Source organism: Paenarthrobacter sp. Y-19, assembly GCF_029223985.1.
GTDB lineage: Bacteria > Actinomycetota > Actinomycetes > Actinomycetales > Micrococcaceae > Arthrobacter > Arthrobacter nicotinovorans.
Genome location: NZ_CP119414.1, coordinates 2,443,830 through 2,469,294, shown reverse-complemented (window position 1 = coordinate 2,469,294; position 25,465 = coordinate 2,443,830). Strand labels below are relative to the sequence as shown.

26 protein-coding genes are annotated in these 25,465 nt (G+C 63.9%); 23 read left to right on the top strand and 3 right to left on the bottom strand.

Translation table 11 applies throughout. The annotated features are described in order from the left end of the window. Window positions 1-2 precede the first annotated feature (2 nt). From clpS to rdgB, 6 genes are all read left to right on the top strand, one after another. Complete coding sequence (clpS, locus tag PYR64_RS11605; RefSeq protein ID WP_018776321.1) at window positions 3-365, top strand: ATP-dependent Clp protease adapter ClpS; 363 nt, start codon at window positions 3-5, stop codon at window positions 363-365. Next, entirely contained in the window at window positions 358-924 is a 567-nt protein-coding gene (locus tag PYR64_RS11600) for a DUF2017 domain-containing protein (protein WP_055972139.1), read from the top strand. Before clpS ends, PYR64_RS11600 begins: the two co-directional genes overlap by 8 nt. 64 nt (window positions 925-988) lie before the next feature. Further along, the gene (murI, locus tag PYR64_RS11595; RefSeq protein WP_275775335.1) at window positions 989-2,047 is read left to right on the top strand and encodes a glutamate racemase; all 1,059 of its coding nucleotides are present in this window, start codon (window positions 989-991) and stop codon (window positions 2,045-2,047) included. Beyond that, complete coding sequence (locus PYR64_RS11590; protein WP_039242026.1) at window positions 2,044-2,841, top strand: MBL fold metallo-hydrolase; 798 nt, start codon at window positions 2,044-2,046, stop codon at window positions 2,839-2,841. The genes murI and PYR64_RS11590 overlap by 4 nt, the downstream gene beginning before the upstream one ends. Before the next feature lie 84 nt (window positions 2,842-2,925). After that, on the top strand, window positions 2,926-3,684 hold the full coding sequence (gene rph, locus PYR64_RS11585; protein ID WP_275775332.1) for a ribonuclease PH: 759 nt from the start codon (window positions 2,926-2,928) through the stop codon (window positions 3,682-3,684). Then, entirely contained in the window at window positions 3,681-4,352 is a 672-nt protein-coding gene (gene rdgB, locus PYR64_RS11580) for an RdgB/HAM1 family non-canonical purine NTP pyrophosphatase (protein WP_018776316.1), read from the top strand. Before rph ends, rdgB begins: the two co-directional genes overlap by 4 nt. A 100-nt stretch (window positions 4,353-4,452) precedes the next feature. Here rdgB and PYR64_RS11575 read toward each other — a convergent pair whose 3' ends face one another. After that, the gene (locus PYR64_RS11575; RefSeq protein ID WP_018776315.1) at window positions 4,453-5,217 is read right to left on the bottom strand and encodes a VTT domain-containing protein; all 765 of its coding nucleotides are present in this window, start codon (window positions 5,215-5,217) and stop codon (window positions 4,453-4,455) included. Between the two features lie 129 nt (window positions 5,218-5,346). Between PYR64_RS11575 and PYR64_RS11570 the strand changes: the two genes are divergently transcribed. From PYR64_RS11570 to PYR64_RS11550, 5 genes are all read left to right on the top strand, one after another. Further along, on the top strand, window positions 5,347-5,748 hold the full coding sequence (locus PYR64_RS11570) for a GntR family transcriptional regulator (RefSeq protein ID WP_179128283.1): 402 nt from the start codon (window positions 5,347-5,349) through the stop codon (window positions 5,746-5,748). Further along, on the top strand, window positions 5,745-6,677 hold the full coding sequence (locus PYR64_RS11565; protein ID WP_055972142.1) for an ABC transporter ATP-binding protein: 933 nt from the start codon (window positions 5,745-5,747) through the stop codon (window positions 6,675-6,677). The genes PYR64_RS11570 and PYR64_RS11565 overlap by 4 nt, the downstream gene beginning before the upstream one ends. After that, window positions 6,674-7,360, top strand: coding sequence for a hypothetical protein (locus PYR64_RS11560; protein WP_189075144.1), 687 nt, complete (start codon window positions 6,674-6,676; stop codon window positions 7,358-7,360). Before PYR64_RS11565 ends, PYR64_RS11560 begins: the two co-directional genes overlap by 4 nt. A gap of 108 nt (window positions 7,361-7,468) precedes the next feature. Continuing rightward, window positions 7,469-8,479, top strand: coding sequence for an exonuclease domain-containing protein (locus PYR64_RS11555; RefSeq protein WP_275775325.1), 1,011 nt, complete (start codon window positions 7,469-7,471; stop codon window positions 8,477-8,479). A 67-nt stretch (window positions 8,480-8,546) separates the two neighbouring features. Further along, window positions 8,547-9,095 (top strand): DUF4395 domain-containing protein, encoded by a 549-nt coding sequence (locus tag PYR64_RS11550; protein WP_275775323.1) that lies wholly within the window; start codon window positions 8,547-8,549, stop codon window positions 9,093-9,095. Window positions 9,096-9,101: 6 nt separating this feature from the next. Here PYR64_RS11550 and PYR64_RS11545 read toward each other — a convergent pair whose 3' ends face one another. Next, window positions 9,102-10,172: an ADP-ribosylglycohydrolase family protein gene (locus PYR64_RS11545; protein ID WP_275775321.1), complete on the bottom strand. Its 1,071-nt coding sequence runs from the start codon at window positions 10,170-10,172 to the stop codon at window positions 9,102-9,104. A gap of 135 nt (window positions 10,173-10,307) precedes the next feature. Here PYR64_RS11545 and PYR64_RS11540 point away from each other — a divergent pair, with 135 nt between their 5' ends. From PYR64_RS11540 to PYR64_RS11515, 6 genes are all read left to right on the top strand, one after another. Next, window positions 10,308-10,610: a DUF202 domain-containing protein gene (locus PYR64_RS11540; protein ID WP_018776308.1), complete on the top strand. Its 303-nt coding sequence runs from the start codon at window positions 10,308-10,310 to the stop codon at window positions 10,608-10,610. A 13-nt stretch (window positions 10,611-10,623) separates the two neighbouring features. Then, window positions 10,624-10,986, top strand: a complete 363-nt coding sequence (locus tag PYR64_RS11535; protein ID WP_018776307.1) for a DUF202 domain-containing protein — start codon at window positions 10,624-10,626, stop codon at window positions 10,984-10,986. 170 nt (window positions 10,987-11,156) lie between these two features. Then, complete coding sequence (locus PYR64_RS11530) at window positions 11,157-12,068, top strand: aquaporin (protein ID WP_275775317.1); 912 nt, start codon at window positions 11,157-11,159, stop codon at window positions 12,066-12,068. 71 nt (window positions 12,069-12,139) lie between these two features. Further along, window positions 12,140-13,315, top strand: coding sequence for an exonuclease SbcCD subunit D (locus PYR64_RS11525; RefSeq protein ID WP_275775315.1), 1,176 nt, complete (start codon window positions 12,140-12,142; stop codon window positions 13,313-13,315). Further along, entirely contained in the window at window positions 13,312-16,353 is a 3,042-nt protein-coding gene (locus tag PYR64_RS11520) for an SMC family ATPase (RefSeq protein ID WP_275775312.1), read from the top strand. Before PYR64_RS11525 ends, PYR64_RS11520 begins: the two co-directional genes overlap by 4 nt. Window positions 16,354-16,439: 86 nt before the next feature. Beyond that, window positions 16,440-17,801 carry an MFS transporter gene (locus PYR64_RS11515; RefSeq protein WP_110503964.1) on the top strand — a complete coding sequence of 454 codons (1,362 nt, stop codon included), beginning with the start codon at window positions 16,440-16,442 and terminating at the stop codon, window positions 17,799-17,801. Here PYR64_RS11515 and PYR64_RS11510 read toward each other — a convergent pair. Further along, window positions 17,792-18,403 (bottom strand): TetR family transcriptional regulator, encoded by a 612-nt coding sequence (locus PYR64_RS11510; protein WP_018776302.1) that lies wholly within the window; start codon window positions 18,401-18,403, stop codon window positions 17,792-17,794. The two genes, PYR64_RS11515 and PYR64_RS11510, sit on opposite strands and share 10 nt — an antisense overlap. A 233-nt stretch (window positions 18,404-18,636) precedes the next feature. Here PYR64_RS11510 and PYR64_RS11505 point away from each other — a divergent pair, with 233 nt between their 5' ends. Genes PYR64_RS11505 through PYR64_RS11480 form a run of 6 tightly spaced genes read left to right on the top strand, consistent with a single transcriptional unit; the run spans window position 18,637 to window position 25,411 of the window. After that, window positions 18,637-20,340, top strand: coding sequence for an amidohydrolase family protein (locus PYR64_RS11505; protein ID WP_275775308.1), 1,704 nt, complete (start codon window positions 18,637-18,639; stop codon window positions 20,338-20,340). Window positions 20,341-20,386: 46 nt separating this feature from the next. Next, entirely contained in the window at window positions 20,387-21,379 is a 993-nt protein-coding gene (locus tag PYR64_RS11500) for an ABC transporter substrate-binding protein (protein WP_110503966.1), read from the top strand. A 27-nt stretch (window positions 21,380-21,406) separates the two neighbouring features. Further along, window positions 21,407-22,183: an ABC transporter permease subunit gene (locus PYR64_RS11495; protein ID WP_064721752.1), complete on the top strand. Its 777-nt coding sequence runs from the start codon at window positions 21,407-21,409 to the stop codon at window positions 22,181-22,183. Further along, on the top strand, window positions 22,180-22,956 hold the full coding sequence (locus PYR64_RS11490; protein ID WP_039242008.1) for an ABC transporter permease: 777 nt from the start codon (window positions 22,180-22,182) through the stop codon (window positions 22,954-22,956). The genes PYR64_RS11495 and PYR64_RS11490 overlap by 4 nt, the downstream gene beginning before the upstream one ends. Then, the gene (locus PYR64_RS11485; RefSeq protein ID WP_039242007.1) at window positions 22,953-23,807 is read left to right on the top strand and encodes an ABC transporter ATP-binding protein; all 855 of its coding nucleotides are present in this window, start codon (window positions 22,953-22,955) and stop codon (window positions 23,805-23,807) included. The genes PYR64_RS11490 and PYR64_RS11485 overlap by 4 nt, the downstream gene beginning before the upstream one ends. Then, window positions 23,804-25,411: a sulfatase-like hydrolase/transferase gene (locus PYR64_RS11480; RefSeq protein ID WP_275775305.1), complete on the top strand. Its 1,608-nt coding sequence runs from the start codon at window positions 23,804-23,806 to the stop codon at window positions 25,409-25,411. Before PYR64_RS11485 ends, PYR64_RS11480 begins: the two co-directional genes overlap by 4 nt. Window positions 25,412-25,465 lie beyond the last annotated feature (54 nt).

Here is a 25,465-nt window from a genome sequence, read left to right as displayed (position 1 = left end):
AGATGAGCCCTAGCGTTGCGTTTGGCACGGACATCGATGAGCGGACGGAAGCTGCAGAGCAAACGTCCACTGATGTCCTGACAGCCCCTGATGTCCCCTGGAACCTGGTGATCTGGAACGATCCCGTCAACCTGATGAGCTACGTGAGCTATGTTTTCCAGAGCTACTTCGGCTACTCCGAGTCGAAAGCACACAAGTTGATGATGGAGGTCCACAAGAAGGGCCGCTCCATCGTTGCGTTCGGAAGCAAGGAACAAGTGGAGCAGCATGCGGTGGCCATGCACGGTTTTGGCCTGTGGGCCACCGTGGAGAAGGCTGCCAGTGGCAATGAAACACCCGGAAAGGGCGGCCGCCAGCGTGGCTAAGGCATTCAAATACGGTCTTAAAGGCATCACCGGGTTTCTTGAACCGGCTGAACGTGATCTCCTCCGCGGATTGCTGGACGACGTCATCTCCATGCTGGACCCGGAAGTCCGGGAGAACGAAGACCCGCTGGCTGCCCTGATCGGCCTGGACATGGACGTTAAGCAGCCAACGGACAGGGCCCTGCTGCGGCTCCTGCCCAACGTTATGAAGGACGACGACGGCGGCTCGCTTGAGTTCCGGCAACTCACCGAACGCTCAGTCCGGGAAAACAAAATCGGCGCCCTGCGGGCAACGGCCATGGGTTTGGACAAGGAAGACCTGGTCCTGACGCCCGAGGAGGCTGCCCGGTGGTCAATGGCTCTCAACGACGTCAGGCTTGTTCTGGCCGAACGTCTGGACATCCGCGATGAGGCGGACGCCGAGCACATCCACACCATGCAGGACTGGAGCCAGGCTGAAGATGTGGAGAGCTACTTGGCCCTGGTCTACAACTTCACCACGTGGCTGCAGGAGTCCTTGGTGCAGGCCATGATCTCTGCCAGGCAGGCAAAATCCTGATCCCGGGGGCCTGGCGCCACCCACGCCTTGTGACACATAAGACACGAGGCGGAGGACACACCTGATGGCCGCACTCCACGGGAAGCCTTATTCTCGAATAATCATGACTTCAGCATCGGGTTCACAAAGCGGCGCTACGGGCAGTAGCGCCCCCGTCAGCACAGGGGAAATCGTGGGAACGCGCCCGATCGGTATTTTTGATTCCGGCGTGGGCGGATTGACGGTGGCACGATCCATCATCGACCAGCTGCCCAACGAATCCATACTCTACGTTGGCGATACTGCCAACGGACCGTACGGTCCGCTCCCGATTGCAGAGGTCCGCGCCAACGCCCTTGGCGTGATGGACGAACTCGTGGACTCCGGAGTGAAGCTCCTGACCATTGCCTGCAACTCGGCATCGGCGGCTGTGCTTCGCGATGCGAGGGAAAGGTACACGGCCCGGTACGGCATCCCGGTGATTGAAGTGATTCAACCGGCTGTCCGCCGTGCGGTTTCAGCCACCCGGTCCGGAAAGATCGGCGTCATCGGAACATCTGCCACGGTGGGTTCGCGAGCATATGAGGACACCTTTGCCGCTGCACCGGACCTCACCATCACGTCCGTGGCCTGCCCGGCTTTTGTGAGTTTCGTGGAGGCTGGCGTCACCACCGGACCTGAGCTCCTGGCGGCCGCCAACGAGTATCTCGCCCCGCTCAAGGATGCCGGCGTGGACACCGTCGTCCTCGGATGCACGCACTATCCCTTGCTGACCGGGGTCATCTCGTTCGTCATGGGTGAGGACGTCACGCTGGTTTCCAGTGCGGAAGAAACCGCCAAGGACGTCTACCGGGCCCTGGCCACGCACGGTATCCAGCGCACCGGGTCGAGTGCGCCGAGCCACGAGTTCGTCGCCACCGGGGACGCTGCGCAGTTTGAGATACTGGCGCGCCGTTTCCTGGGACCCGAAGTCCTCTCCGTGAAGCATGTCGACCACGTGGCAGCGCAGTATCCAACCGGCAGCCTCGCCCGGATCACCCCCGAGATGCTGGAAGCAGCCAAGTCCGGTGCCGGCCTTGGCCGCCGCTCGTATTTCGTGAACCCCGGAGCGAGCGCGGACGCAGCCATGGGGCGTGGCTTGTGAAGCTGACCATTGTCGGGTGCACCGGATCTTTCCCCGGGCCGGGATCGCCGGCGTCGTGCTACCTCGTCACCGCCCATGATGGCGAACGCGAGTGGAAAATCGTCATGGACCTTGGCAGCGGTGCCCTGGGTGCCATCCAGCGCTACACGGACCTTGAAGACATCGACGCGATCTTCCTCACGCACCTGCATCCTGACCACTGCATGGACCTGTGCGGCCTCCACGTCGCGGTGCGCTGGAAGCCGGGCGGCTGGGGACGGGACCGCCTTCCCGTGTGGGGCCCGGCTGCCACTGCCGACCGGATGGCCACGGCCTACGGTTTGGAGTTGGACCCGGGGATGCATGAGGAATTCGATTTCACCAACTGGACCGAGCTCAAGCCCGTCACTGTTGGTCCCTTCACCGTGACGCCGTTCGCCGTGAACCACCCGGTGGAGGAGGCCTACGCCTTGCGTGTCACGGCCACCGAACCGGGCAAGGACGGTGTCCCCGTGACCAAGATCCTGACGTATTCGGGCGACACCGATTCCTGTCAGGGACTGGAAGACGCCGCCAAGGGGTCGGACCTCTTCCTGTGCGAGGCGGCCTTTGAAGAGGGGCGGGACGACGACATCAAGGACGTCCACCTCACCGGCAAGCGTGCGGGCGAGGCTGCAACGAATGCAGGAGCCAAACGCCTTCTCCTCACTCACATCCCCGTGTGGACCTCGCAAACTAAAGTGTTGTCCGAGGCCAAGCCTGTGTTCGCCGGGGACGTCGCCGTCGCCGTGGCCGGAGTCCACTACACGATCTAGCAGCCACTACACGATCCAGCAGCCACTGCACGATCCGGCAAGGCCCGGCGGTGGCAGTACCGTCATCGTCGCTAAGCTTGGAGCATGACTTCTGAAGCTACAGCCACACCCGTCGTCCGTGCCGATGGCCGGACCCCTGACCAACTGCGACCCATCAGTATCACCCGCGGCTGGTCCAAGCAGGCTGAGGGTTCTGCCCTGATCGAGTTCGGCAACACCCGGGTTCTGTGCACCGCTTCCCTGACCGAGGGCGTGCCACGCTGGCTCAAGGGCGAAGGCCGCGGCTGGGTGACGGCCGAATACGCCATGCTTCCCCGTGCCACGAACACCCGTTCGGACCGTGAGTCCGTCAAGGGCAAGATCGGCGGCCGCACCCATGAAATCTCCCGCCTGATCGGTCGCTCCCTGCGCTCCATCATCGATACCAAGGCACTCGGCGAGAACACGATCGTCCTGGACTGCGACGTCCTGCAGGCCGACGGCGGCACCCGTACCGCTGCCATCACTGGCGCTTACGTCGCGCTCGCCGAGGCCATCCGCTTTGCCCGGGAGAACAAGCTCATCTCCCGCAATGCCGAGCCCCTTGTGGACACCATTGCGGCGGTTTCCGTTGGCATCATCGACGGTGTCCCCATGCTGGACCTGCCCTACGTTGAAGACGTCCGCGCGGAGACCGACATGAACGTCGTGGTTACAGGCTCGGGCAAATTCGTCGAGGTCCAGGGCACCGCGGAAGGTGCTCCGTTCGACCGCGACGAACTCAATGCCCTTCTCGACCTTGCTCTGCTGGGCACAAGCCAGCTCGCCGCCATCCAGCGCGAGACGCTGGCGGAAGCTCCGTGAGCGCCGCCTCGGCGGCCGGCGGTCCCCGTCTCGTTCTCGCCACCCACAACAAGGGCAAGCTGAAGGAACTCCGCGAACTGCTGCGGGGCCAAGTGCCGGGCCTCGACGTCGATACCCAAGTGGTGGATGCCGCCGCAGCGGGTGCCCCCGACGTCGCAGAAACCGGCGTCACCTTTGCCGAGAATTCGCTGCTCAAGGCCCGTGCCGTGGCCGAAGCGACCGGCTTGGTTGCCATCGCCGACGACTCCGGGCTGGCAGTGGATGTCCTGGGCGGCGCACCCGGGATCTTTTCGGCCCGTTGGTCGGGCCGGCACGGTGACGACACCGGCAACCTGAACCTGCTGTTGGCACAACTGTCCGATGTTCCGGATCAATTCCGTGGGGCAGCGTTCGTGTGCGCCGCGGCCCTGGCTGTCCCGGGGACGGATGGCATCGCCCACGAGACCGTGGAGTACGGCCAGCTGGAGGGGACGCTTCTTCGTGAACCCCGCGGTGAAGGGGGCTTCGGCTACGATCCGGTGCTGCAACCTGCCGGCATGGACCGCAGCTGCGCCGAGCTGACCTCCGAGGAAAAGAACGCCATCAGCCACCGCGGTCAAGCGTTCCGGGCTTTGCTGCCTGCGGTCATCGCTGCTCTTTCCGGGACCGCGACGCCGACGCAGCAGTAACGTCATCGGCTGACTGTGCAGCCGTCAAAGAAGAGGCACCCCGCGTTCGCGGGGTGCCTCTTCTTTGCTGTGAAGCTTTTGCTGTGGCGCTGCGGGAGCCTTAGTGCTCGCCGTGCTTCCCACCGTCATGTTCTTCGATGAATTCCTCCACCGGGTCAGTCCCTTCGGCTGCGGCTTTACGCTTCGCCACAAAGCCGCGGGTGACCTCGATGATGACCGGGATGACGGAGATCAGCACGATGACAATGAAAATGATGTCCAGGTTCTTGCTGACCCAGGGGATACGATCGCCCAGAACGTAACCCAGGAACGTGACGCCGCCGCCCCACAGCACTGCGCCGATGACGTTGAAGATGAAGAACTTGCGCTTGTCCATCTGGGCAACGCCCACAATGACGGGGACGAACGTGCGGATGATGGGGACGAACCGCGCCAGGATCAACGCTTTCCCGCCGTGCTTCTCGAAGAAGGCGTGGGCGCTCTCAACGTTCTCTTTCTTGAAGAGCTTTGAGTCCGGACGGTTGAAGATCGCGGGACCGGCCTTGGAACCGATGAGGTAGCCCGTCTGGTTGCCGATGATCGCGGAGACGATGATCAGGCCGGCCAGGGCCCAGATGTTGAACTTGATGGTATCCGTGGCAACCAGCAGGCCCGCGGTAAACAGCATTGAGTCGCCGGGCAGGAAGAAGCCCACCAGCAGGCCCGTCTCGGCAAAGACGATGCCGCACACGAGGAGTACAACCCACGGTGCCAGGGCAGGATCGGCCAGGAAGATCTGGGGGTTGAGCCAGTCGGGCAGGAACGAAGCCATGGAGGGCTGCACCGGTCCTGCACCCCCGAAAGTGGATACGGCAAGGTCGCTCATCGCAGAAAAGATCACCCAACAAGCCTACTGGACGGCCGTCGTCGTCTTTTTCGGCGAAAGTCTTGACTCAAACTTCGGCGGTTGTATGGTTAGTTACATGAGTAATGAACCAATGAGGCGGTGTTGCTCATGATCGATGACAGCAAACCGATCTTCATGCAGATCGCCGAACTCATCGAGAACGGAATCGTGGACGGCAGCCTGGCCGAGGAATCCCAAGTGCCTTCCACCAATGAGTTCGCAGCTTTCCACCGTATTAATCCGGCAACGGCAGCCAAGGGCGTCAACGTGCTGGTGGATTCAGGAATTCTCTACAAACGCAGGGGGATAGGGATGTTCGTGGCGACAGGGGCGCGCGCCAACGTGATAGCGCGGCGCACCGAGGAATTCTTCGAACAATACGTCAAGCCGCTGGCACTGGAAGCCCGAAAGCTGGGGATCTCGAAGGAGCAGCTGAACACCATGATTGAACGCAGTTCCGGACTCGCACCTGACTCCGGAACGGACAAGGAAAGGAGCGCGGCCCTGTGAGCGATACCGTCGTCGAGGCCCGTAACCTGTTCAAGAAATACAAGGATCTCAACGCGCTGGACAACGTCAACCTGAGCCTCCCGGCCAACCGCATCTACGGCTTGCTCGGACGTAATGGCGCCGGCAAGACCACCTTGATGTCCGTCCTTACGGCCCAGGCCTTCGCGAGTTCGGGCGAAGCCCTCGTCTTCGGCTCCGGCGCTTACGAGGACGACTCTGTGCTGTCCCGTATCTGTTTCATCCGAGAGTCCCAAAAATACCCGGATGACTTCCAGCCCAGGCACGCCTTCCGCTCCGCCGCGCTGTTCTACAGGAACTGGGACCAGAAGTTCGCGGACCGGCTGGCTGAGGACTTCCAGCTCCCCGTCAAGAGACGAATCAAAAAGCTCTCCCGCGGCCAGCTGTCCGCCGTAGGAGTCATCATCGGCCTTGCCTCACGCGCAGAACTGACGTTCTTCGACGAGCCGTACTTGGGACTCGACGCCGTAGCCCGGCAATTGTTCTATGACCGGTTGGTGGAGGACTACGCGGAACATCCGCGAACCATCATCCTGTCCTCCCACCTGATCGATGAGGTAGCCAACCTTCTGGAACACGTAGTTGTTATCGATCGGGGCCGGATCATCATGAACGCGGACGCGGAGGACATCCGTGGTTCCGCCGTGACTGTTTCCGGTTCCGCGGACAAGGTGGACTCTTTCCTCTCCGGCCGGAAGATCCTTCATCGCGAAACCCTCGGTTCCCTGGCCTCGGTGACTGTGGACGAGACGCTCAACAGCCGCGAACGCGCGGAAGCGCAGGAGCTGGGGCTTGAACTCTCGCCCGTATCCCTGCAGCAGTTGGTGGTTCGCAAAACCATGGCCGGAGCCGGCACCAAGGGACAGGGTGCCCAGGAGTTCGCAGACGACGCGTTGGAGGCAAAGCGATGAGCAGAACACTAGCGGTTGCCCGGATGCAACTGATCAACAAGTGGACCTACATTGGATGGCCGCTGACCATCCTGGCCGCTTCGTTCCTGATGTCGCTGGCCATCTTTGCGCTTATTCCCGTCAACGAGGGCAAATACGGCGGTGGAAGCCAAGCCCCCTTGTGGTACTTCCTGGTGCTCGGAATCCAGAGCATGACCTTGGTGTTCCCGTTCTCCCAGGGACTGAGCATCAGTCGTCGGGCTTTCTACCTGGGTACTGTGGGGCTCTTCTCGCTCATCGCTCTTGGCATGACAGGCCTTTATCTCCTGGGTGGTGCCATTGAAGGGGCAACGAACGGTTGGGGTGTCTATGGCTACTTCTTCAAGATTCCGTGGGTCACGGACGGGCCTTGGTACTCAACAGCGGCCTTCTTCTTCGTGGTGATGATGTTCATGTTCATCATCGGGTTCTGGTTCGCCACCATCTTCAAGCGCTGGGGGACAACCGGAACTCTGGTATCAACGCTGGGAACGGCGGTGGCCCTCATCGGCCTGGCTGCGCTGGCAACCCTGCTGGGATGGTGGGGCGCAGTGGGAAGCTGGACGGCCCAGCAGACCCCACTGAGCGTCAGCGGGTGGATGGCATTGTTGTGCGTGGCACTCGCAGCCGGCTCCTACGCCACTCTTCGCCACGCCACACCTTAGGCAACACGGTAAGCAACACGATGTAGCGTTCCCCACATTAGCGGTGCAAGTGGCCGCCCCGCCGTCGAAATCGGCAGGGGCGGCCTTTTCCGGCTGTAATCTTGTCCAGTGGCATTGGACTTTACGGCGATCGACTTTGAAACAGCCAACGGCTTCAGGGGGTCGCCCTGTTCAGTGGGTCTCAGCAAGGTCCGCAACGGGGTTGTTGTGGAGGAAGCCTCCTGGCTGATGCGTCCCCCGGAGAACCACGATCATTTTGAGTTCCACAACACCCGCATCCACGGCATCCGTGCCGAGGACGTAGCGGGCCAGCCCAGGTTCGGTGAGCTGTTCCCCGAAATCGGCGCGTTCATCGGCGGCGATATCCTGGCCGCACACAACGCCGCCTTCGACCTCGGAGTCATCAGGTCGGGGTTGGAAGTCTCCGGTCTCGCCGGGCCGGCCTACGACTACGTCTGCACCGTGATGCTTTCGCGCCGGTGCTATTCACTCGTTTCGAACTCCCTGCCGTATGCGGCCGAAGAAGCCGGCGTACCGCTCGTGAACCATCACGACGCCGCAGAGGATGCCCGCGCATGCGCCGGGATCCTGGTGGACATCGCACGGCGCAACGATGCCAACAGCATCGCCGAGCTCTACCTTTCCCTGGGACTCAGCCTGCCAAGCCAGCCCGCTTTCGACCCCGCCTTCGGCTTGTCCAAGGCGACGATGTCCGCGTTGGCCGCCAGGACCGGCAGCTCCTTCGAGCGAACACTGGACCGCACTCCGGGCATCGCCGGCGGCTGGTCTGCCTGGCCGGAGGAAGGGCCCAATCCTCTGCCCAACCTCGCGGCAGAGCCCGGCCACCCCCTGTTCGGGCAAACAGTGGTCTTCACCGGAGACCTCGCGATCACCCGGCCGGAAGCCAAATCGCGGGCCGCGGAGATGGGCGCCCGGCCCGAAAGCCGCGTCACCGCCCGGACCACGGTTCTCATTGTCGGCGACGGTTTCGTGGCCGGAGACCTTCGTGCCGGACGGCTCACGGGCAAAGCCAAACGGGTCCTGGAACTCCACGCCAAGGGCCAACAAATCGAGGTCGTCTCGGAGGGCGAGTTCCTGCAGATGGTCGGCGGCGCATAAGGCCCCCGCGGGTCATAGTGCGCAACAATGCTTCCTGTCCGGGGAGCGGGACTCCTAGCCTTGGCTAATGAGCAAGCCAAGCGTTTCCCTGGCCCCGGCGCGGCAAACTGCCAACGCGCCGGCGGGCGGGGTTGATTGGCGGAGAGTCTTCGCTTTCCCCAACCCGGTCAACGAATACGCCGCCCGGATAACTGCCGGCCTGGTGGTGATCCTTGCCGTTACGACGCTGCTGACCAGCTGGGGTGGGGGACTGGTGGCACTGGCGGCCGGCTTCTGGCTGCGGGTCCTGTTTGGTCCCCGGATTTCCCCGTTGGCACTGCTGTCCGTCAAAGTCCTGGCGCCCAGGATCGGGCGTGCCAAGCTGGTGCCCGGTCCTCCCAAGCGCTTCGCCCAAGGCATCGGGGCAGCTTTGACGAGTGCCGCCGTCGTGTTGTTCTTCACCGGCCTCCAGCCGGCGGCATGGGTGCTGCTCGCGTTGTTGATCGTGGCAGCCTCACTGGAATCGCTGGCTGGCTTTTGCCTCGGTTGCGCCATCTTTGGCTTCCTCCAGCGCCGGGGCCTTATCCCCGCCGACGTGTGCGAGGCGTGCGCCGACATCTCCGTTCGCAGATCGTAGGGTCCCTCAGCCGGTGGTCACGGCAAGCAGCCTGTCCGCCATGCCGCGAATGACCTCGGGGGCTTCCAGTGCTTCCAGCCAGTCCGCGGGAAGGCACTCTTCACCATAAAAGGCGCCCAGGATGTTTCCTGCGATGGAGCCTGTGGAGTCGCTGTCGCCGCTTTGGTTGACGGCAACCGCCACCGCATTGCGGAAGTGCTCGGCGGGATCCCCGCCGCTGGTAGCCAGAACGGCGTAAAGCCCGACGGCGAGTGCCTCCTCGGCAACCCACCCCTCACCGAGCGCTGCGGTCAGCTCTTCCGGGCTCAATACGGTGTTCCGGGCGGATAACTGCAACGCGGCTTCAAGGCTCTCGGAGAGCTCCGGGGCCTCGGTGGGGACGTTGTTCACATATGCGAGGGCTTCCTTGGCTGCGTACCGGACATCGCTGCCGGCAACAATGTGATGGATCAGCAGGCTGAAGGCGGCCGCGCTTAGCCGTGCTGAAGGGTGTCCGTGGGTCAACGAGGCTGCGTCGGAACTGAGTTTGTAGACGGCGTCCCGGGAGATGTGGGGGATCAGGCCGAACGGCGCCGAACGCATTACTGTGCCGCATCCTTTGGACTCAGGATTCACCGGCCGCGCCACCGTTCCCATCTCGCCCGAGGCCAGGCCACTGAGGCAGGCGTTGCCCGGAGCCCGCCGGTGCCGGAGCACAGCCTGGGCATCGATCCACCGGGGCTGCGGGACGGGCGCTGACGAGGAAACCGCAACGTCCTGCGTCGCAAGCCAGCGCAGGTAGGCAAGCCACAGGCAGGCGATCTCGTCTGCCGCCACTCCATCGTTCGCCCATTCGAGCGCCTCCACCAGACCATCCACCGTGTACAGCGTCATCTGGGTGTCGTCCGAAAAGTGGCTGCCGCCGTCGAGCTGTTCAAAAGAGGTCAGTCCCGCGGAGCCGTAGCGTGCCCGAATCGCCGCGATGGAGTCAAACTCGACGGCGTATCCAAGGGAATCGCCCAGGGCCCCGCCCAAAAGGGAGCCGTAGACACGGGACTTGAAGGACGGCGCGGCGGGGGAAGTATCTTCAACACTCATGCCAGTAACTTACCGTGCCCGTGAGGCCCCGCTGATATGGTGGGGAAGCTGTCCGGCACTGCGAAAACTTGGAGAGATAACGTGCGTGAACCTGCTTGGCGACGAACAGGTAAAACACCTGACTACAGGTTTTCGATGGCGAATGAGCGTACTTTCCTGGCCTGGATCCGCACTTCGCTGGCTCTGCTTGCCGGAGCTGTGGCCGTAGATCAGTTGGCGCCGAATATCGCGCCGACGCCCGTCCGGCTGGTTTTGTGCGTCCTGCTGGCCCTCGTAGGGGCCGGCCTGGCGGCACTGTCCTACCGCCGGTGGGGCCAGATGGAAGCGGCGATGCGGCAGGACCAGGCACTGCCTTTCTCACGGGTGATGTTGTTCATGACCATAGTGGTAGCCGTGGCAGCGTTCGCCTTCGCGGTGCTGATCCTGGTGGCCCGATGAGCAGGAAGACCCAGTGACCGGCACCGTTCCGGAAAGTACCCGGGATCCCGGCCTGCAGCCCGAGCGGACCACCCTTGCCTGGCGCAGGACGCTGATCTCCCTGGTGGTGGTGGACCTGTTCATCTGGCGGAGTTGGCTGACATCAGAGCCTTCCTCCGGCACCATCGTTACCGGCCTGCCTGGACTGGACTACCAAGGGATCTGTGCGCTGGCCGCCGCGGCGGCCACCGTTGTCCTCGCTTCCGTGGTGTGGGTGCGCTCACGGCAACTCCAGGCCGGCTTCCAGGCAGCCCCCACGCGGTTGATCCTGGCCAGCACCCTGGCCGTGATGGGCCTCGGCGCCGCCGCGATCGCGGCCATTTCCTTGGGCGGATAAGCTCAAGGGGCAGCTTTCATCGTCTCCAGCGTTAACCCAGCAGCTGTCCAGCTTCGGATGGCAAGATACTCGAGGGCTCCTGGCGCGTCGAAAGGCGTGCCCTAGTGTTGCCCGCTGTGCTTCGGTAACAGCGCACCAACTTTCACACCGACCGTAAGGACCCGTTCCACATGACCTCTTCTGTGCAGGCCGCTACCGATCCCCAACCGGGACTCCTGGCCAGGCTGTCGGCTGAAGCCCTGGGATCGTTGTTCATTGTGCTCGTTGCAGTGGGTGTATCGATACTCTCGAGCCCTGCAGCGGCGCCTTTGCCCTCAGCCTTGGCCGCCGGGCTGACCGTGACTGTGTGCATGGTGGCTTTCGGGCACGTTTCGGGTGGACACTTCAATCCCGCGATCACCTTGGGCAACCTCATTGCCGGACGCATCCGGGCACTCGCCGCCGTCGCGTATATCGCAGCACAGCTCATCGGAAGCGTGGTTGGTGCAGCCCTTGTCTACGTTGTGGTGACTACCGTGCCCGTTCTCGCGGACGTGCGGGCCGCTTTTGGTTCCACAGCAGCCGGCTTCGGGGAGCACGCTCCCGCCCAAACCCAGCTGGCGGGCGTGCTGCTGGTGGAAGTTATCGGTTCTGCTTTGCTTGTTGCCGTCTTCCTCGGAGCGGCGGCCGGACGCCGTGCCCTTCCTTCCTTGGCACCGTTCGCAGTGGGCCTGGCGACGGCCGTGCTGCTGCAGTTCGGCCAGGTTCTTGGCAACCTCCCTTTCAACCCCGCACGCGCAAGCGCGCAAGCTTTCTTCAGCCCCTCCTGGGCCATTGAAGGACTGTGGCTTTTCTGGGTGGCACCTCTGATGGGCGCAGCACTTGCCGGACTCGCTTTCCGCGGTTTCCAGGGGTTGTCCGGGCCTGCCCGCGCCGCTGCCGAACACCAGGGTGGGACGGACGCCATCAACGACCACTTCGACGCTGGAACCGGGAGCGCTGAGGAGGCTGCGGACCCCCGGGCCGAAACGACTCCGGAGCCGCTCCCTGCGAAGCCGGCGAACGATGACGCACGCGACTTTTTCGACGGCAAGAAAGGCTAGCAACCGGCCAGGATCGACGCCGGGCGGCTTGTCTGCGCTTTATTGTCGGTGACCCCGGTTAGCTTGGAATTATGCGGTTACTCCATACTTCGGATTGGCATCTGGGCCGGTCGTTCCACGGCGTTGGCATGCTCGAGGCCCAACGCGGCTTCGTGGACCAGCTGGTGACGTTCGTGGACGCCAACTCGGTGGACGTCGTGCTCATTGCAGGGGACGTTTATGATCGCGCCCTGCCGGGCCTGGACGTCGTCACACTGCTGGATGATGCTTTGGTGCGGCTCACCCGGGCCGGGGCCAGCGTTGTGCTCACCAGCGGCAATCACGATTCCGCCATCAGACTGGGTTTCGCTTCCCGGTTGCTGGAACGAGGGGGAGTGCACTTGCGCACGCGGGTGGAGGACCTGGACAGCCCCATTGTTTTCCCTTTTGGAGGCGAACGGGACGCCCCGGGCCAAGTGGCGGTCTACGGAATTCCCTTCCTTGAACCCCGCCTTGTGGCCGAGCGGCTGGGCGTGGACTCTGCCAACCACTTTGACGTCACACAGCAGGCAGTAGGGCTTATCAAGAAGGACGTTGAACGTCGCCGCGAATCCGGACCTGTCTACCCGGTGGTCCTGGCACACACATTTGCCAGCGGAGGCATCACGTCCGAAAGCGAGAGGGACCTCAGTATCGGGGGACTGGGAGCGGTGCCCTTGGACCTCTTCGAAGGATTCACTTACACGGCACTGGGCCACCTCCACGGACGGCAGCAATTGGCCGGCAATGTCCGCTACTCGGGTTCGCCGCTGGCGTACTCATTCTCCGAAGCCAAGCACAGCAAAGGTGCCTGGTTGGTGGACATCAACCCGTCAGGGGACATCGACGTCCAGGAAGTAGTGTGGGAAGCCCCCAAGACCCTGGCCGTACTGCGCGGGACTTTGGATGAGCTCCTGGAGTCCGGGGAGTATGCCTGGGCGGAAGAGGCCTACTGCCAGATCACCATTACTGACGCGCAGCGGCCAACCCAGGCCATGGAAAAACTGAGAGTCCGCTTTCCGGACACGTTGGTCCTTTCCTTTGATCCCGAAGGCGCCGGGACCCGGACCACGACGAGCTACAGTGACCGACTCGCCAAGGCCCAGGACGATCTCGGAGTCTGCTGCGGCTTTCTGGAGCATGTCCGGGACCGCGGAGCCGGCGAGGCCGAAGAAGCTGCGCTCCGGGAAGCACTCGAAGCCGTCCGCTTGGAAGAGGCGGAACTGTGAGAATCCATCGCCTGGAAATAGAAGCCTTCGGCCCTTTTGCCACTGCCCAACACATCGACTTCGATCACTTGGGAGCGCAAGGACTCTTCCTCCTCAACGGTGCCACCGGGGCAGGCAAGACCAGCATCCTTGATGCCATCTGCTTTGCCTTGTACGGAGCCGTGCCCGGCGCACGCCAGGAAGGAAAACGCCTCCGCAGCGATCACGCGGCACCTTCAGCCGAACCACGCGTCGTCTGCGAATTCTCGGCACGCGGACGGCGCTTCGAAGTGACGCGCTCGCCCGCCTGGGAACGCCCCAGCGCACGGGGCAGGAAAGGGTTCACCACCCAGCAGGCGAAGACCCTCCTTCGGGAACGGATCGCCGGGAGTTGGGAGGAAAAATCCTCAAGGAACGACGAAGTCGGTGCCGAGCTCGCGGACATTTTGGGGATGGACAGGGAACAGTTCACCCGCGTGGTGATGCTTCCCCAGGGTGATTTTGCGGCGTTCCTCAGGTCCAAGGCCAACGACCGCCTGGAGCTCCTGCAGAAACTCTTCGGTACGCAACGCTTTGAAGCCGTCGAACGCCGGATCGCACGGCAGGCGGCGGAAGCCGCCCGGGCCGTGCAGGAAAATGCCTTGGAACTCAAGCTGTTGCTGGACCGGGCTGCAGCGGAGCGCCGGCAACTGGGGCTCGACCAAGCCGCGACGGAAACTGCCGGGACTACAGTTGCCAACCCTGATGCCGGCGGAACAGCCGGGCAGGAACCGGAGGCCTGGCTGGCAGAGGTGGCAGCGGAGGTGAGTGCTGAATGGACGCGGAGGACAGACGAAGCAGACCAGGCAGAGTCGCTGTCCTTGCGCCTTGCCGAACAGTTCCGGCAAGCCCAGGAAAAGTCATTGCGGCATGCCCGGCTCGGAGCCGCAACGCAGAGGCGCGTCCTTCTTGAACTGGCCGCGCCGCGGGCACTGGAGAACAAGGACAAGCTCGCGAGGCACCGCCGGGCTTCCGTTCTGAGCGGCCAGCTTGACGCCGTTGACTCCTCCGCCCGCAAGTATCGCGCTGCCGTCGCAAAGGTTGAGCAGCTACGGGAACGGCTCGAAGCTGCAGGGCTGGAGGCAACAAACTCCAGCGCATCCCTTGAACGCCTCAAGGCCACCTATGCGGTTCTGGAAGCCCGCCTCCCTGACGAAAAGCGACTGGAGGACATCGCCGGCCGGCTTGCCGCCAAGCGTCGCGAACAGGCAGACCATGAAGCAGCAGTCGACCGGGCCGTGGACGAACTGGAACGGCTGCGTGAAGAAGCAACAGCTGTGAGCGGCCTGATTGAACCACTGGAACCGGCGGCTGATGGACTCGCGGAGCTTGAGCGCGAAACAGCCAATGCTGCTGAGCTGGTGGAAATTGTGTCCCGCCATGCCGAGGCAGCCAACGAGTTGGCAGAGATCTCCGAGAAGCACCTTCGAGCCCGTGCCACGGCCCAGGATCACCGCCAGGAATGGCTTGACGTTCGCGAGCTCCGCCTGGCCAATGCGGCAGGGGAGCTGGCTGCCGCGTTGGAGAGCGGTCAGCCATGCGCTGTGTGCGGGAGCGAGGACCACCCGCATCCCGCAGCTGCGGTACGGTCGGCCCTGTCCCTGGCCCAGGAAGAGGAACACGCCAGGGAGCGGTTCGAGGCCAGCGAAAAAGCCCAGGGTGTCCTTGCCGAGCAAGTCTCCGCAGCCGCCCAGATCCTTGCCGGACTAGCGGCCCAAGGCGGCACCGTGGATGCGGAGGAGGCACAGGCGCGTCTCCTGGCTGCCCGGACCTCGACTTCGGCGGCGACAAAGGCATCCCGGACCCTTGACCAGCTTCGGAGCAAGCAGGAGGGCATCACCAGGAAACTGGCTCAAGTGCAGGAGCAGCACGCAGAGGACGCCGGTGCAGCCTCCCGGGCGTCCTCGGCCGTCCTTCACCTGCAGGAACAGCACGACACCTTGAAGGCCGACCTCGCCGGTTTACGGGAAGATTTCCCAAGTCTTCGTGAACGGCTGGAAGCCCTGTCCGCCGAGCGCACGCTCCTTCAGTCGGCAGCTGATGCCGACCGGGAACTCCAGCAGGCAGGACAGGCCCAGGCCGACGCCGCCGTATCGCTCCAAAATGCCTTGCCGGACTCAGGGTTCGCCTCGGCAGAGGAAGCGCGTGGCGAACTGCTTCCGCCGGCCGATGTGGTCGGTCTGGAGAAAGACGTGGCTGATTTCGACACTGAAGCGGCCCGCCTGGACGAGTTGTTTGCCAGCGAGGACTTGGTTCTGGCGGCCAAGGAAGTCCGGATCGGCGAGCTTCCCTTGCCTGAGGCTGAACTCGCCGAGGTCAAGCTCCACGCCGCCGACGCGGCTGATCGGGCAAGGGCGGCAGCATTGTCGGCAGCCCTTGCCGCGAAATCGGTGGAGGCCATTGAACGGATCCGGGTCGAGTACAACACCTTGGCCGAGGCCGGCAGGGAACCCCGCAACCAGGCCCGCATCCTGGCTGAACTGGCCGACACTGTCCGTGGTGCCGGGGACAACAACTACCGTATGAGCCTGAACGCCTACGTCCTGGCGGCACGCCTTGAGCAAGTGGCACTCGCGGCCTCTGAAAGGCTCGTTGCCATGAGCGACGGCCGGTACACGCTGCAGCACACCGACGCCCGCGCGGCCCGGAACCAGAAATCCGGCCTCGGCCTTGAAGTGGTGGACGAATGGACCGGCCAGCGGCGCGACACCTCCACGCTGTCCGGCGGGGAATCCTTCATGGCCTCGCTTGCCCTGGCCCTCGGCCTGGCTGACGTGGTCCAGCAGGAGGCGGGCGGCGTGGACATCGAGACACTGTTTGTCGATGAAGGCTTCGGCAGCCTGGACGAACAAGCGCTGGAGCAAGTGATGGACGCTTTGGAAGGATTGCGCGACGGCGGCAGGGTAGTGGGCCTGGTCAGTCACGTTGCCGAAATGAAGCAACGCATCACCAACCAGCTCCAGGTGGTCAAGGGACGGCACGGCTCCAGCGTGCGGATTGCCGAAGCTGTTCCGGTCTGACAGGTATCCGATAGACTTAACCCGTTACACCGGGTCGCGCGCATCGGGAGGAGGGACGATGCGCAACCTTTAGCGAACCCGGATTAATGGAAAAAACTTCTGTGGCCTCCCAGCCCTTGTCATCGACACCCGCGCGGACCTCGCGTCTGCCTGGCCGTTTCGCACGGCTTCCGGAACTTGCCGGACCTGGTTTCCTGCCGCTGGGCCTCTTCGCCCGGCTTCCCCTCGCCATGTTGACCGTTGGCACCCTGACCTTGGTGACCTCAGTCAGCCACTCGTATGCAATCGGCGGCATGGCTGCGGGAGCGGTCGGCATCGGCTCCGCCCTGGGCGCACCTGTCCTGGGCTCCCTGGCTGATCGTGCGGGGCAACGCATCGTCCTGCTCGTCGCCGCGGTCATCAATACCCTGGCTGTTGCCGGGCTTTTGGCCGCAGCCTATATCACTCCCGGCTACGGGGAGGTAGCCGATGCTGCGGGCGTCCTGATCGCGGCCTTCCTTGCCGGTGCGAGTTGCCCCCAGGTAGGCCCCATGGCCCGCGTGCGCTGGATGGCCCTGACCACCCGCAATCTTTCTCCCGGCGCAACCGGTGGGAAAAGAAGCGTGGCCGCCAGCCGGGCTGATCTTGACACGGCCCTATCTTACGAAGGCACCGCTGACGAGGTCACGTTCGTGCTCGGCCCGGCGCTGGTGGGTGTGCTGGCCAGCATGGTAGCCCCATGGCTGCCGCTCGCGCTTGCCGCCGTCATGACCATCACCCTGGTCCCTGCTTTCGCCGTCCACCCCAGCCAGCAGGCCGTGGTGCCGGCTCCGCGCAAGGTGAAGGCCGGCGTCGAGGGTTCAGGCGAAGAGGGCACTCAGGCGGCCGCGCCGCGACGCAAGCGGTGGGCCGGGGCGGTAGTGGCGGTGCCGGTGGTGGCGATGGTGTGCATGGGCACTTTCTTCGGTGCGACGCAGAACGCGTTGAGCGCCTTTTCAGCGCAATACGCCACTGCAGAGATTGCGGGCCTGTTGTACGCGGTGATGGGTCTGAGCTCGGCGGTTGCCGCGTTGTCTGTCGCGTTCTGGCCGCAGCGCTTCAGCTTGGCTTCGCGGTGGGTTGTGGCTGCCTTGGCGATGTCCGCTTTGTCCTTGCTGCTGCTTCTTCCTGCGGGTATCTGGCCCATGGTTTTCGTACTGCTGGTGCTCGGCATTCCGGTGGGTCCGGTCATGGTCACGGTCTTCAGCATCGGCGGCGTCGTTGCCCCGTCCGGCCGAATGGCGACTGTCATGACTGCCCTGGCCAGCGGGATTGTGGCCGGTACTGCGCTTGGCTCCTACCTGGCCGGACAGCTGGCCGAAACGCAGGGCCCGGGCGCGGCTTTCGTGGTTTCCATGGCCGCCGCCGCGGGCCTCCTGCTGCTGGGTGTTGTGACGTCCTTGGTGATGAAGCGCCAGCCTCAGGCGTAGTCGAGCGCACCGGACAGGGACCGGGCCATGAGCTCCACCAAACGCTTGGACCGCTCCTCGTCGGGGTCTGCCAGGTGCTGCATGCTGATGCCGTCGATCCCCGAGATGAACAAGCGGGTGATGTCCTCCAGATTGGCGGGGACGGGCTCGCCGGCGGCTTCAGCGGCTCCGCGGAACAACTCCAGCGTTGAGCCCACCCACCCGTCGTACATGGAGCGGTTCATGAGCAATGCCTGTGGCTGGTCGTCGGCTTCCACCCGGAAGCGTCGGAGCAGCAGTTCGAACGTGGTGACTTGTTCGTGGGGGTTTTCCAGCATGCGGCTCCAGATGCGCCGGGCGTGGGCGCCCACCATGTGGCGCAGGCCCATGCCGGGGTCGGGGACGGGGTCCAGTGCCTTGGCGTAGTCCCTGCTGAGGAAGTTATAGACCTCTTCGAGGAGTTCGTCCTTGCTGCGGAAACAGTAGTGCAATGCCGCGAGGGGGGCGTCGGCCTCGCTGGCGATGCGACGTGTCGTAGCCGATGCCAACCCATCCTGTGCGATCACCCTGGCTGCCGCCTCGACGAACTGCAGGCGCCTTTCTTCGGCGGGAACCCTTGCCATCCGTTACCTTCCTCATGCTTCTTTCCACCCGTGATCGGATCCACCAACCCAGCGGTCTCATCGATCGTAGGCGCTCTCCGCCGTGACGGCCTCGTGGCCGTGCCGTGGCGGCGGAAAAGTCCTCTGTAAGAAATTTTACGTCAAAACCTAGTCAAGTGACCCAGTCAAGCGACATACTTCTTTCAGGAACGTTGTCTGCATCACATTCGGATGCGGTGACCTGAGGAGAATCGATGCAGGATTTCGCTGATCTGGTGATCACGAATGCCTCTGTCCACACCATGGACCCGGCGCAACCACGCCGCATGACTGATGCCATCGCCGTCAAGGACGGCTGCGTCGCAGGGCTCGGCCAAAACGATGTGAGCCGGCTGATTGGCCCGGAAACGCGGGTTGTTGACGCCGCAGGAGGGGCTGTTATTCCCGGCATCAATGATGCCCATTTGCACTTCGTCTCGGCGGCGATGGCCGCCTTCGGCTATGTGCGGCTGGACCCGGACATCGCCCCGGACTGGGCAGCCGTCGTCGATGTGCTGACGGCAGCACCGGTGGGCCCCGATGGCTGGATCCGCGCCCACGGCTGGGACGAGTCGATACTTGGACCGGCCAAGGGCCTGTTGGATTGCCGCTCTGACGCGCCCCTCGTGGCGTTCGACGCCACCGGCCACCAGCTCCTGGCCAACCGGGAAGCGCTCAAGCGCGCCCGCATCAGCGCCACGACCCCTGATATCCACGGCGGCGTGATCGTCAGGGGAGGGGACGGTGCCCCTTCCGGCCTGTTCCAGGACGGTGCCATGGAACTCATCTCCCGTGCCATGCCACCCGTTCCGGCCGCAACGCTCCGCCCGGCGCTGCTTCGCTTCCAGGAGTATCTGCACTCGCTGGGCATCACCTCCCTCACGGAGCCTGGATTGGGGCCGGCCAGCGCCGGGCTCATGGACGGAGCAGGTTCGACGGCGGCGCTCGGGTTGCTGGGCGACCTCGCCTTGTCAGGCGAACTGACGCTGCGGATCAATGTCCTCATGCTCTTCGCCGGAACCGGGGGAGCCAATGCCCGGGCCGTTGAGGAAGGCCTGCGAAGCGGGCTGGCAGAAAGCTGCAGGAACCGCGGCATCGATCCGGAGCAATTGAGGATAGCGGGCGTCAAAGTCTTCGCGGACGGGATCCCACGCAGCGGCACCGCCTGGATGAGCGAGCCCTATGGCACGGCCTGTACGCACGGCAGCCTGGTGATCCAGGGTGCCAGCGATGGCGAACGGGTGGCTGAACTCAACCGGATTCTGCAACTCATCAACGATGCCGGACTGCAGGCCGGTGTCCACGCCACGGGAGATGCGGCCACCGCCGCAGCTGTGCAGGCGATCATCGAAGCCACTTCTCCCGGCGGGAGTCCCGCGTCCGCCGGGAATCACCACAACCGCCACTACATCATTCACGGAGCCTTCAGCGACACAACCACCCTGCAGGCCATGGCTTCCCGGGGCATCGGATACAGCACCAACCCCCTGATCCGCCAGGAAGCCGGGGACATCATGCGCCAGGTCCTCGGCGAGGACCGCTTCTCCCGCCACCAGCCCCTGCGTTCAGCAGTGGAGGCGGGCGTACGTTTCAATATTGCTTCCGACGCACCTGTGACCAGTCCGGATTGGCGGCGCACAGTGGTGGCCGCCGTCCGGCGTGCCACCCGCTCCACCCCTGGTGCACCGGGTGACCCCGAGCGGATCACCGGTCAGCAAGCGCTGGCTGCCATGACCCTCGAGGCTGCCTGGCAGGATCACGCGGAGCACTCCAAGGGCTCCCTGCTACCCGGCAGGACAGCAGATCTGTGCCTGTTATCCACCCCGTGGCCGGCCGATGAGGAGATCGAGAAACTCCTCGACACAGACATCCGGCTCACTCTCAGCGGTGGCCGTGAAGTCCACCCGTCCACCAGCTAGAACCATTTTCTTCCGTTTAAACCATTCGTCATTCAAGGAGCAACACATGCGACGCATTATTCCTTTGGCCGTGGCCGCTGCACTGTCCATGGCACTTGCAGCCTGTGGCGGCGGCTCCGGCCCGGCTGCCGTCCCGGCCGCCGATGGGACCACCACCCTTAAAGTGGGAACCATCGGCATAGGGTCCGACGCCGGCATCCGCCTCGCGGCCGACAAGGGCTACTTCAAGGAACAGGGCCTCAACGTCGAGATCTCTGTCATCGCCAACCCTCCCGCGGGAATTGCAGCCGCCCAGAGCGGTCAGATTGACCTCAGCTATACGCCTTCCATTCCGCTCCTGAATGCCTTGAGCCAGAACGTGCCGCTCAAGATCGTTGCGGCAGCTGACGGATACAAGGACGGGGCAGGAAAATCCAGCGACCTCAACCGCGTGGACGATACTGGCCTCCTCGTCCGGAAGGATTCATCCATCACCCGCCCGAAGGACCTCGAGGGAAAGAACGTCAGCGTTCCGGCAAGGAAAGCGCAGCTGGAGGTGACGGTCAGCAAACTGGTCAAGGATGACGGGGGAGATCCCGCCAAAGTGAACTGGATGGTCCTGGACCCGTCATCGGCCCTGCAGTCGTTGAATTCCGGACGCGTGGACGCGGCGTCCCTGGTCGCTCCGTTTACCTCCAAAGCGGTGTCAGAGGGGAACCGCCTGCTGGCGTCCCCCGGGGTCGAGTTCTTTGAGCAGGGAGCAATTGGCCTGTGGGTCTCCGGGGCTAACACGGTGAAGTCCAAGGAAAAGGCCTTGGCAGGGTTCAAAGCCGCCATCTACAAGGCGAACGCCTACGCCAACGGCCACATCGATGAAGCGCAGCAGCTCAGTGCGGAGATCACCAAGACCCCGCTTGACGTGGTCAAGTCCGGGGCCGTCAACTACTGGCCCGATGAGGTCCGTGTGGAAGACATTGAGCGGGCCAACAACAATCTCGCCGACCTCGGCTTCCTGAATGCGCCGGTGAAACTGCCGGCCGACCTCATCTTCGGCAAGTAGGCAGGAGAACGCCATGGGAGATTCATCATGAAAGCGTCCGTACGCCCCTACGCCTTCAGCATCGTGGGCGTCGCGGGGGCCCTGGTCATCTGGCAGCTTCTCGCAGAGGCCAAGGTTGCAGGAACTGCCCTGCCGCCGGCCACGACAGTGTTCGCGACCCTTGCGACCATCCTGGGAACAGGAACGTTCTGGTCCTCACTGGGGGCCACGATCGGCATCGCATTGCTCGCTCTGGCGCTGTCTGCCGTGGCCGGCGTAGCCATAGGGCTGCTCGTCGGCAGTTTCGAGTCCGTCAAGTACGCCACCTTGGCCGTCTTGGAGTTCCTCAAGCCGGTCCCACCGATCGTCATCCTGCCCCTTGCGGTGCTGGTCCTCGGCCCAACAGCAGAGATGTCGCTGTTCCTCGTAGTATTCGGTTGTTTGCTTCCCATCGTCATGCAGACCGTGGATGGCGTTCAGGGCACCGACCCCGTGGCACGCGACACCGCCCGTTCCTATGGCATGGGAGAGGGCGAAATCCTGGCCCGTGTGGTGCTTCCCAGCGCCATGCCTTACATAGGAACAGCGATGCGCGTGGCAGCTCCCGCAGCCTTGGTAGTTACCGTGGTGGCCGGACTCCTCGGCGGCGGCCCGGGCCTCGGCCAAAACATCTACCAGGCCCAGGCCGCGGGTGACTACGCCGGACTCTACGGTTTGGTGATTGTCCTCGGAGTCCTGGGCCTCCTGTTCCAAGGTGCCACGCGCCTGGCTGAGCGCCGGGTCCTGCACTGGCACGAGTCCTACCGGGAAGTGGTGCCGCGATGAGAATCACAATGCGTAACTGGGTGATCGGCGTCGCCGCCCCTGTGCTTCTGTTGGTGGCGTGGTGGTTCCTTTCCGCGGACTCCACAGATCCTTTCTTCCCCCCGCTGCAAACCATCCTTGTCCGTTTCCAGGAATTGTGGCTCTTTGAACACTTCCAGTCCGACGTCCTGCTCAGCCTGGGAAACCTGTTCCTCGGTTTCGTCATCGCTGCTGCGGCCGGGATCGCACTGGGGTTCATCACGGCCCTGGTTGCTCCTGTCCGGTGGATGCTTGACCCGTTGATCCACTTCCTCCGAGGAATACCCCCGGTAGCGCTGGTGCCGATCTTCATCTCGCTCATAGGCTTCGGCACCCAGATGCGCGTCACCAGCATCGCCCTGGCGGCGCTGTTTCCCACCATGATTGCCACGGTGGACGGCATCCGCAGCGTCAGCAACGACCTCTTGGACGTCTCCAGGGTCTACCGCCTGACCCGCAAGGAACGTGTGCTGAAAGTGCTCTTGCCGGCGGCGACCCCGCAGATCTTCTCCGGGCTGCAGGTGAGCCTGCAGGTGGCGTTCATCGTGATGATCGCCAGCGAGATGCTGGGCAGTTCCCAAGGGATCGGAGCCATGACTTTGCTGGCCCAACAGAGTTTCATGACGGCGGACATGTGGGCGGGAATCCTGCTCCTTGGCGTCATCGGCTTCCTGGTCAACATCCTGTTCAGCCTCCTTCGTCGCAGGGTCCTGTCCTGGTACATCGGATCCCGCCGCCTGGCGCGTGCATCATGAGCAACCGTCCGGCCCCGACTCTTCCCACCCGAAACAGAAAGTCCACCATGGCACAGCAACCAGAAACACGAGTAAGCGCCGCCACGCCCCGGTTGGACGTGGCGCACCTCGCCAAGACCTATGGCAGCGGAGGAAAAGCACGCACGGTCATCGAAGACCTGACCTTCACGGTGGATGCCGGCGAGGTTGTCTGCATCGTGGGTCCATCCGGCGTCGGCAAGACGACCCTCCTCAAATGCCTGGCCGGACTCCAGCCGGCGACCAGCGGAAGGGCCGCCATCGATGGGCGGACCATCAGCGGCCCGCCTCCGGAAATGGCCTTGGTCTTCCAGGACTACAACCGGTCGCTGATGCCATGGCTCACGGTCAGGAAGAACCTGGTCCTTCCCCTGCGGCATCTCAAGTTGTCCGCAGCGGAACTGAAGGAGCGCTGCGACAGTGCGCTCGCCGCCGTCGGCCTCTCCCACGCCGACAACCAGTATCCCTGGCAGCTGTCCGGCGGCATGCAGCAACGCGTCGCGATCGCCCGGGCGTTGGCCTACCGGCCCGAGATCCTGATCATGGACGAACCTTTCGCGTCAGTGGATGCGCAGACGCGGTTCGACCTGGAGGACCTGTGCCTGAAGATCCGGCGGGATTTCAACATGACCATCCTGGTGGTAACGCACGACATCGACGAAGCGGTCTACCTTGCGGACCGGGTGGTGGTCCTGGGGTCACGGCCCGCGCGCGTGCTCAAGGTGGTGGACGTGGACCTGCCCGCTCCCCGCGACCAGATCACCACGCGCTCGCTGCCGGAATTCGCCCGGCAGCGCACAGAGGTGCTCTCACTCATCAAGAGGCCTGCATGACGGGGCAAGGCGCCAGCGGCAACCGCCGGCCCAACGTCCTGTTCATCATCGCCGACCAGCTCCGGGCAGACCACCTGGGCTTCGGCGGCAACGGCACTGTCAAGACCCCACACCTGGATGCGCTCGCGGCCAGGAGCATCGTCTTCGGGAATGCGACAGTGGCCAATCCTACGTGCATGCCCAACCGTGCCAGCCTGATGACCGGGCGGTGGCCGTCGGCGCATGGAACCCGGTGCAACGGCATCACGTTGGATCCCCTGACGCAGACGGTTCCGGGATCCTTGGCTGCCGGCGGCTACCGCACGGTGGGAGTGGGAAAACTGCACCACCAGAACATGGGCTGGGAATTTGAACCCCACCAGGCCGAGGAAATCCGGGCCACCGACCCCATGCTTTTGGACGCGGCGGCCGGGGACGCCCGCCGTCATGCTTTCCCTGCCGGGTGGGACCAGTGGGAAAACCGCGAAGCGCACGATGAGCGGTTCATTGCGCTGCCGTCGGACTACTACGGCTACCAGCACGTAGACCTGGTCATTGGACACGGCGACCGGCCTGGTGGCCACTACGTGCATTGGGCCAGGGAACGGGGCGTCGACCCGGAGACTTTGGGTGGTCCCGCCAACTCGTCCAACAGATATGGCGGGTGGGACCAGGTGTACCAAACGGCCATTCCAGCGGAGGTGCACCCCACCAGCTACGTGAGCGAGAAAGCGATAGAGCACCTGAAGGATGCCGCGGGCCAGGATCAGCCTTTCTTCATGTTCGTGTCCTTTCCCGACCCCCACCACCCGTTCTCCCCGCCGGCCGGCTACTCCGGGCTCTATGATCCGGCGGCCATGCCACTGCCGCTCGGCTTTGACCAGGACCACGAAGCATCGCCGGCGCACGTGCGGGACATGATTGAACACCGAGGAGAGCCGAATCCGGACCCCACCATGACGTGGGCCGCGACGGAGGAGCAGTACAGGAACGCGGCAGCCGCACAGTACGGCCTGATCACCATGATGGATGAGCACATTGGCCGGATACTCGATGAGCTGGACAGGCAGGGGCTGGCGGAGGACACCATCGTGGTGTTCACCAGCGACCACGGTGACCTGTTCGGCGACCACGGCCTGATGCTTAAGCACTTCGTCCACTACCGCGCCGTCACGAATGTCCCGTTGGTGCTGCACATCCCCGGAAGGCCGCCGGGCCGGACGGAAGCGCTGGTTTCCAGCGCGGATGTGGCACCCACGCTGCTGGAGCTCACTGGATCCCGGGGTTACCGCGGAATCCAGGGACGCTCGCTGGTGCCTTTGTTGGAAGGGGCTACTGAGCAGCACCGGGACGCGCTGTTGGTGGAGGAGGAGCAGCCGTTCGGTTTGCCGGGTTTGCCGGGACCGGTCCGCATGCGGACGGTCATCACGCCTGAGGGGAGGTTGACCAGGTACTTCGGCACTGACCTTGCCGAACTGTACGATCACCGCACCGATCCCGGTGAGTTGACCAACCGCGCCGGCGATCCCGCTTTCGCTGAGTTGGAGGACCGCCTGCTGCGAACCATGCTGGAGGAGATGGCCGCTTTGACGGATGAAGGGACAGCCCCGACGGCGGCAGCGTAGTCAACCGCCCGAAACACCGGCCCGACGGCGTCCCCCGGGTTCCGGTGCAGGGAA

Excerpts from the sequence above, each read along its gene's own strand:
- clpS (WP_018776321.1), top strand. The coding sequence starts at position 3 with ATGAGCCCTAGCGTTGCGTTTGGCACGGACATCGATGAGCGGACGGAA.
- murI (WP_275775335.1), top strand. The coding sequence starts at position 989 with ATGGCCGCACTCCACGGGAAGCCTTATTCTCGAATAATCATGACTTCA.
- rph (WP_275775332.1), top strand. The coding sequence starts at position 2,926 with ATGACTTCTGAAGCTACAGCCACACCCGTCGTCCGTGCCGATGGCCGG.
- PYR64_RS11575 (WP_018776315.1), bottom strand. The coding sequence starts at position 5,217 with ATGAGCGACCTTGCCGTATCCACTTTCGGGGGTGCAGGACCGGTGCAG.
- PYR64_RS11570 (WP_179128283.1), top strand. The coding sequence starts at position 5,347 with ATGATCGATGACAGCAAACCGATCTTCATGCAGATCGCCGAACTCATC.
- PYR64_RS11560 (WP_189075144.1), top strand. The coding sequence starts at position 6,674 with ATGAGCAGAACACTAGCGGTTGCCCGGATGCAACTGATCAACAAGTGG.
- PYR64_RS11550 (WP_275775323.1), top strand. The coding sequence starts at position 8,547 with ATGAGCAAGCCAAGCGTTTCCCTGGCCCCGGCGCGGCAAACTGCCAAC.
- PYR64_RS11545 (WP_275775321.1), bottom strand. The coding sequence starts at position 10,172 with ATGAGTGTTGAAGATACTTCCCCCGCCGCGCCGTCCTTCAAGTCCCGT.
- PYR64_RS11540 (WP_018776308.1), top strand. The coding sequence starts at position 10,308 with ATGGCGAATGAGCGTACTTTCCTGGCCTGGATCCGCACTTCGCTGGCT.
- PYR64_RS11530 (WP_275775317.1), top strand. The coding sequence starts at position 11,157 with ATGACCTCTTCTGTGCAGGCCGCTACCGATCCCCAACCGGGACTCCTG.
- PYR64_RS11525 (WP_275775315.1), top strand. The coding sequence starts at position 12,140 with ATGCGGTTACTCCATACTTCGGATTGGCATCTGGGCCGGTCGTTCCAC.
- PYR64_RS11515 (WP_110503964.1), top strand. The coding sequence starts at position 16,440 with ATGGAAAAAACTTCTGTGGCCTCCCAGCCCTTGTCATCGACACCCGCG.
- PYR64_RS11510 (WP_018776302.1), bottom strand. The coding sequence starts at position 18,403 with ATGGCAAGGGTTCCCGCCGAAGAAAGGCGCCTGCAGTTCGTCGAGGCG.
- PYR64_RS11505 (WP_275775308.1), top strand. The coding sequence starts at position 18,637 with ATGCAGGATTTCGCTGATCTGGTGATCACGAATGCCTCTGTCCACACC.
- PYR64_RS11500 (WP_110503966.1), top strand. The coding sequence starts at position 20,387 with ATGCGACGCATTATTCCTTTGGCCGTGGCCGCTGCACTGTCCATGGCA.
- PYR64_RS11495 (WP_064721752.1), top strand. The coding sequence starts at position 21,407 with ATGAAAGCGTCCGTACGCCCCTACGCCTTCAGCATCGTGGGCGTCGCG.
- PYR64_RS11490 (WP_039242008.1), top strand. The coding sequence starts at position 22,180 with ATGAGAATCACAATGCGTAACTGGGTGATCGGCGTCGCCGCCCCTGTG.
- PYR64_RS11485 (WP_039242007.1), top strand. The coding sequence starts at position 22,953 with ATGAGCAACCGTCCGGCCCCGACTCTTCCCACCCGAAACAGAAAGTCC.
- PYR64_RS11480 (WP_275775305.1), top strand. The coding sequence starts at position 23,804 with ATGACGGGGCAAGGCGCCAGCGGCAACCGCCGGCCCAACGTCCTGTTC.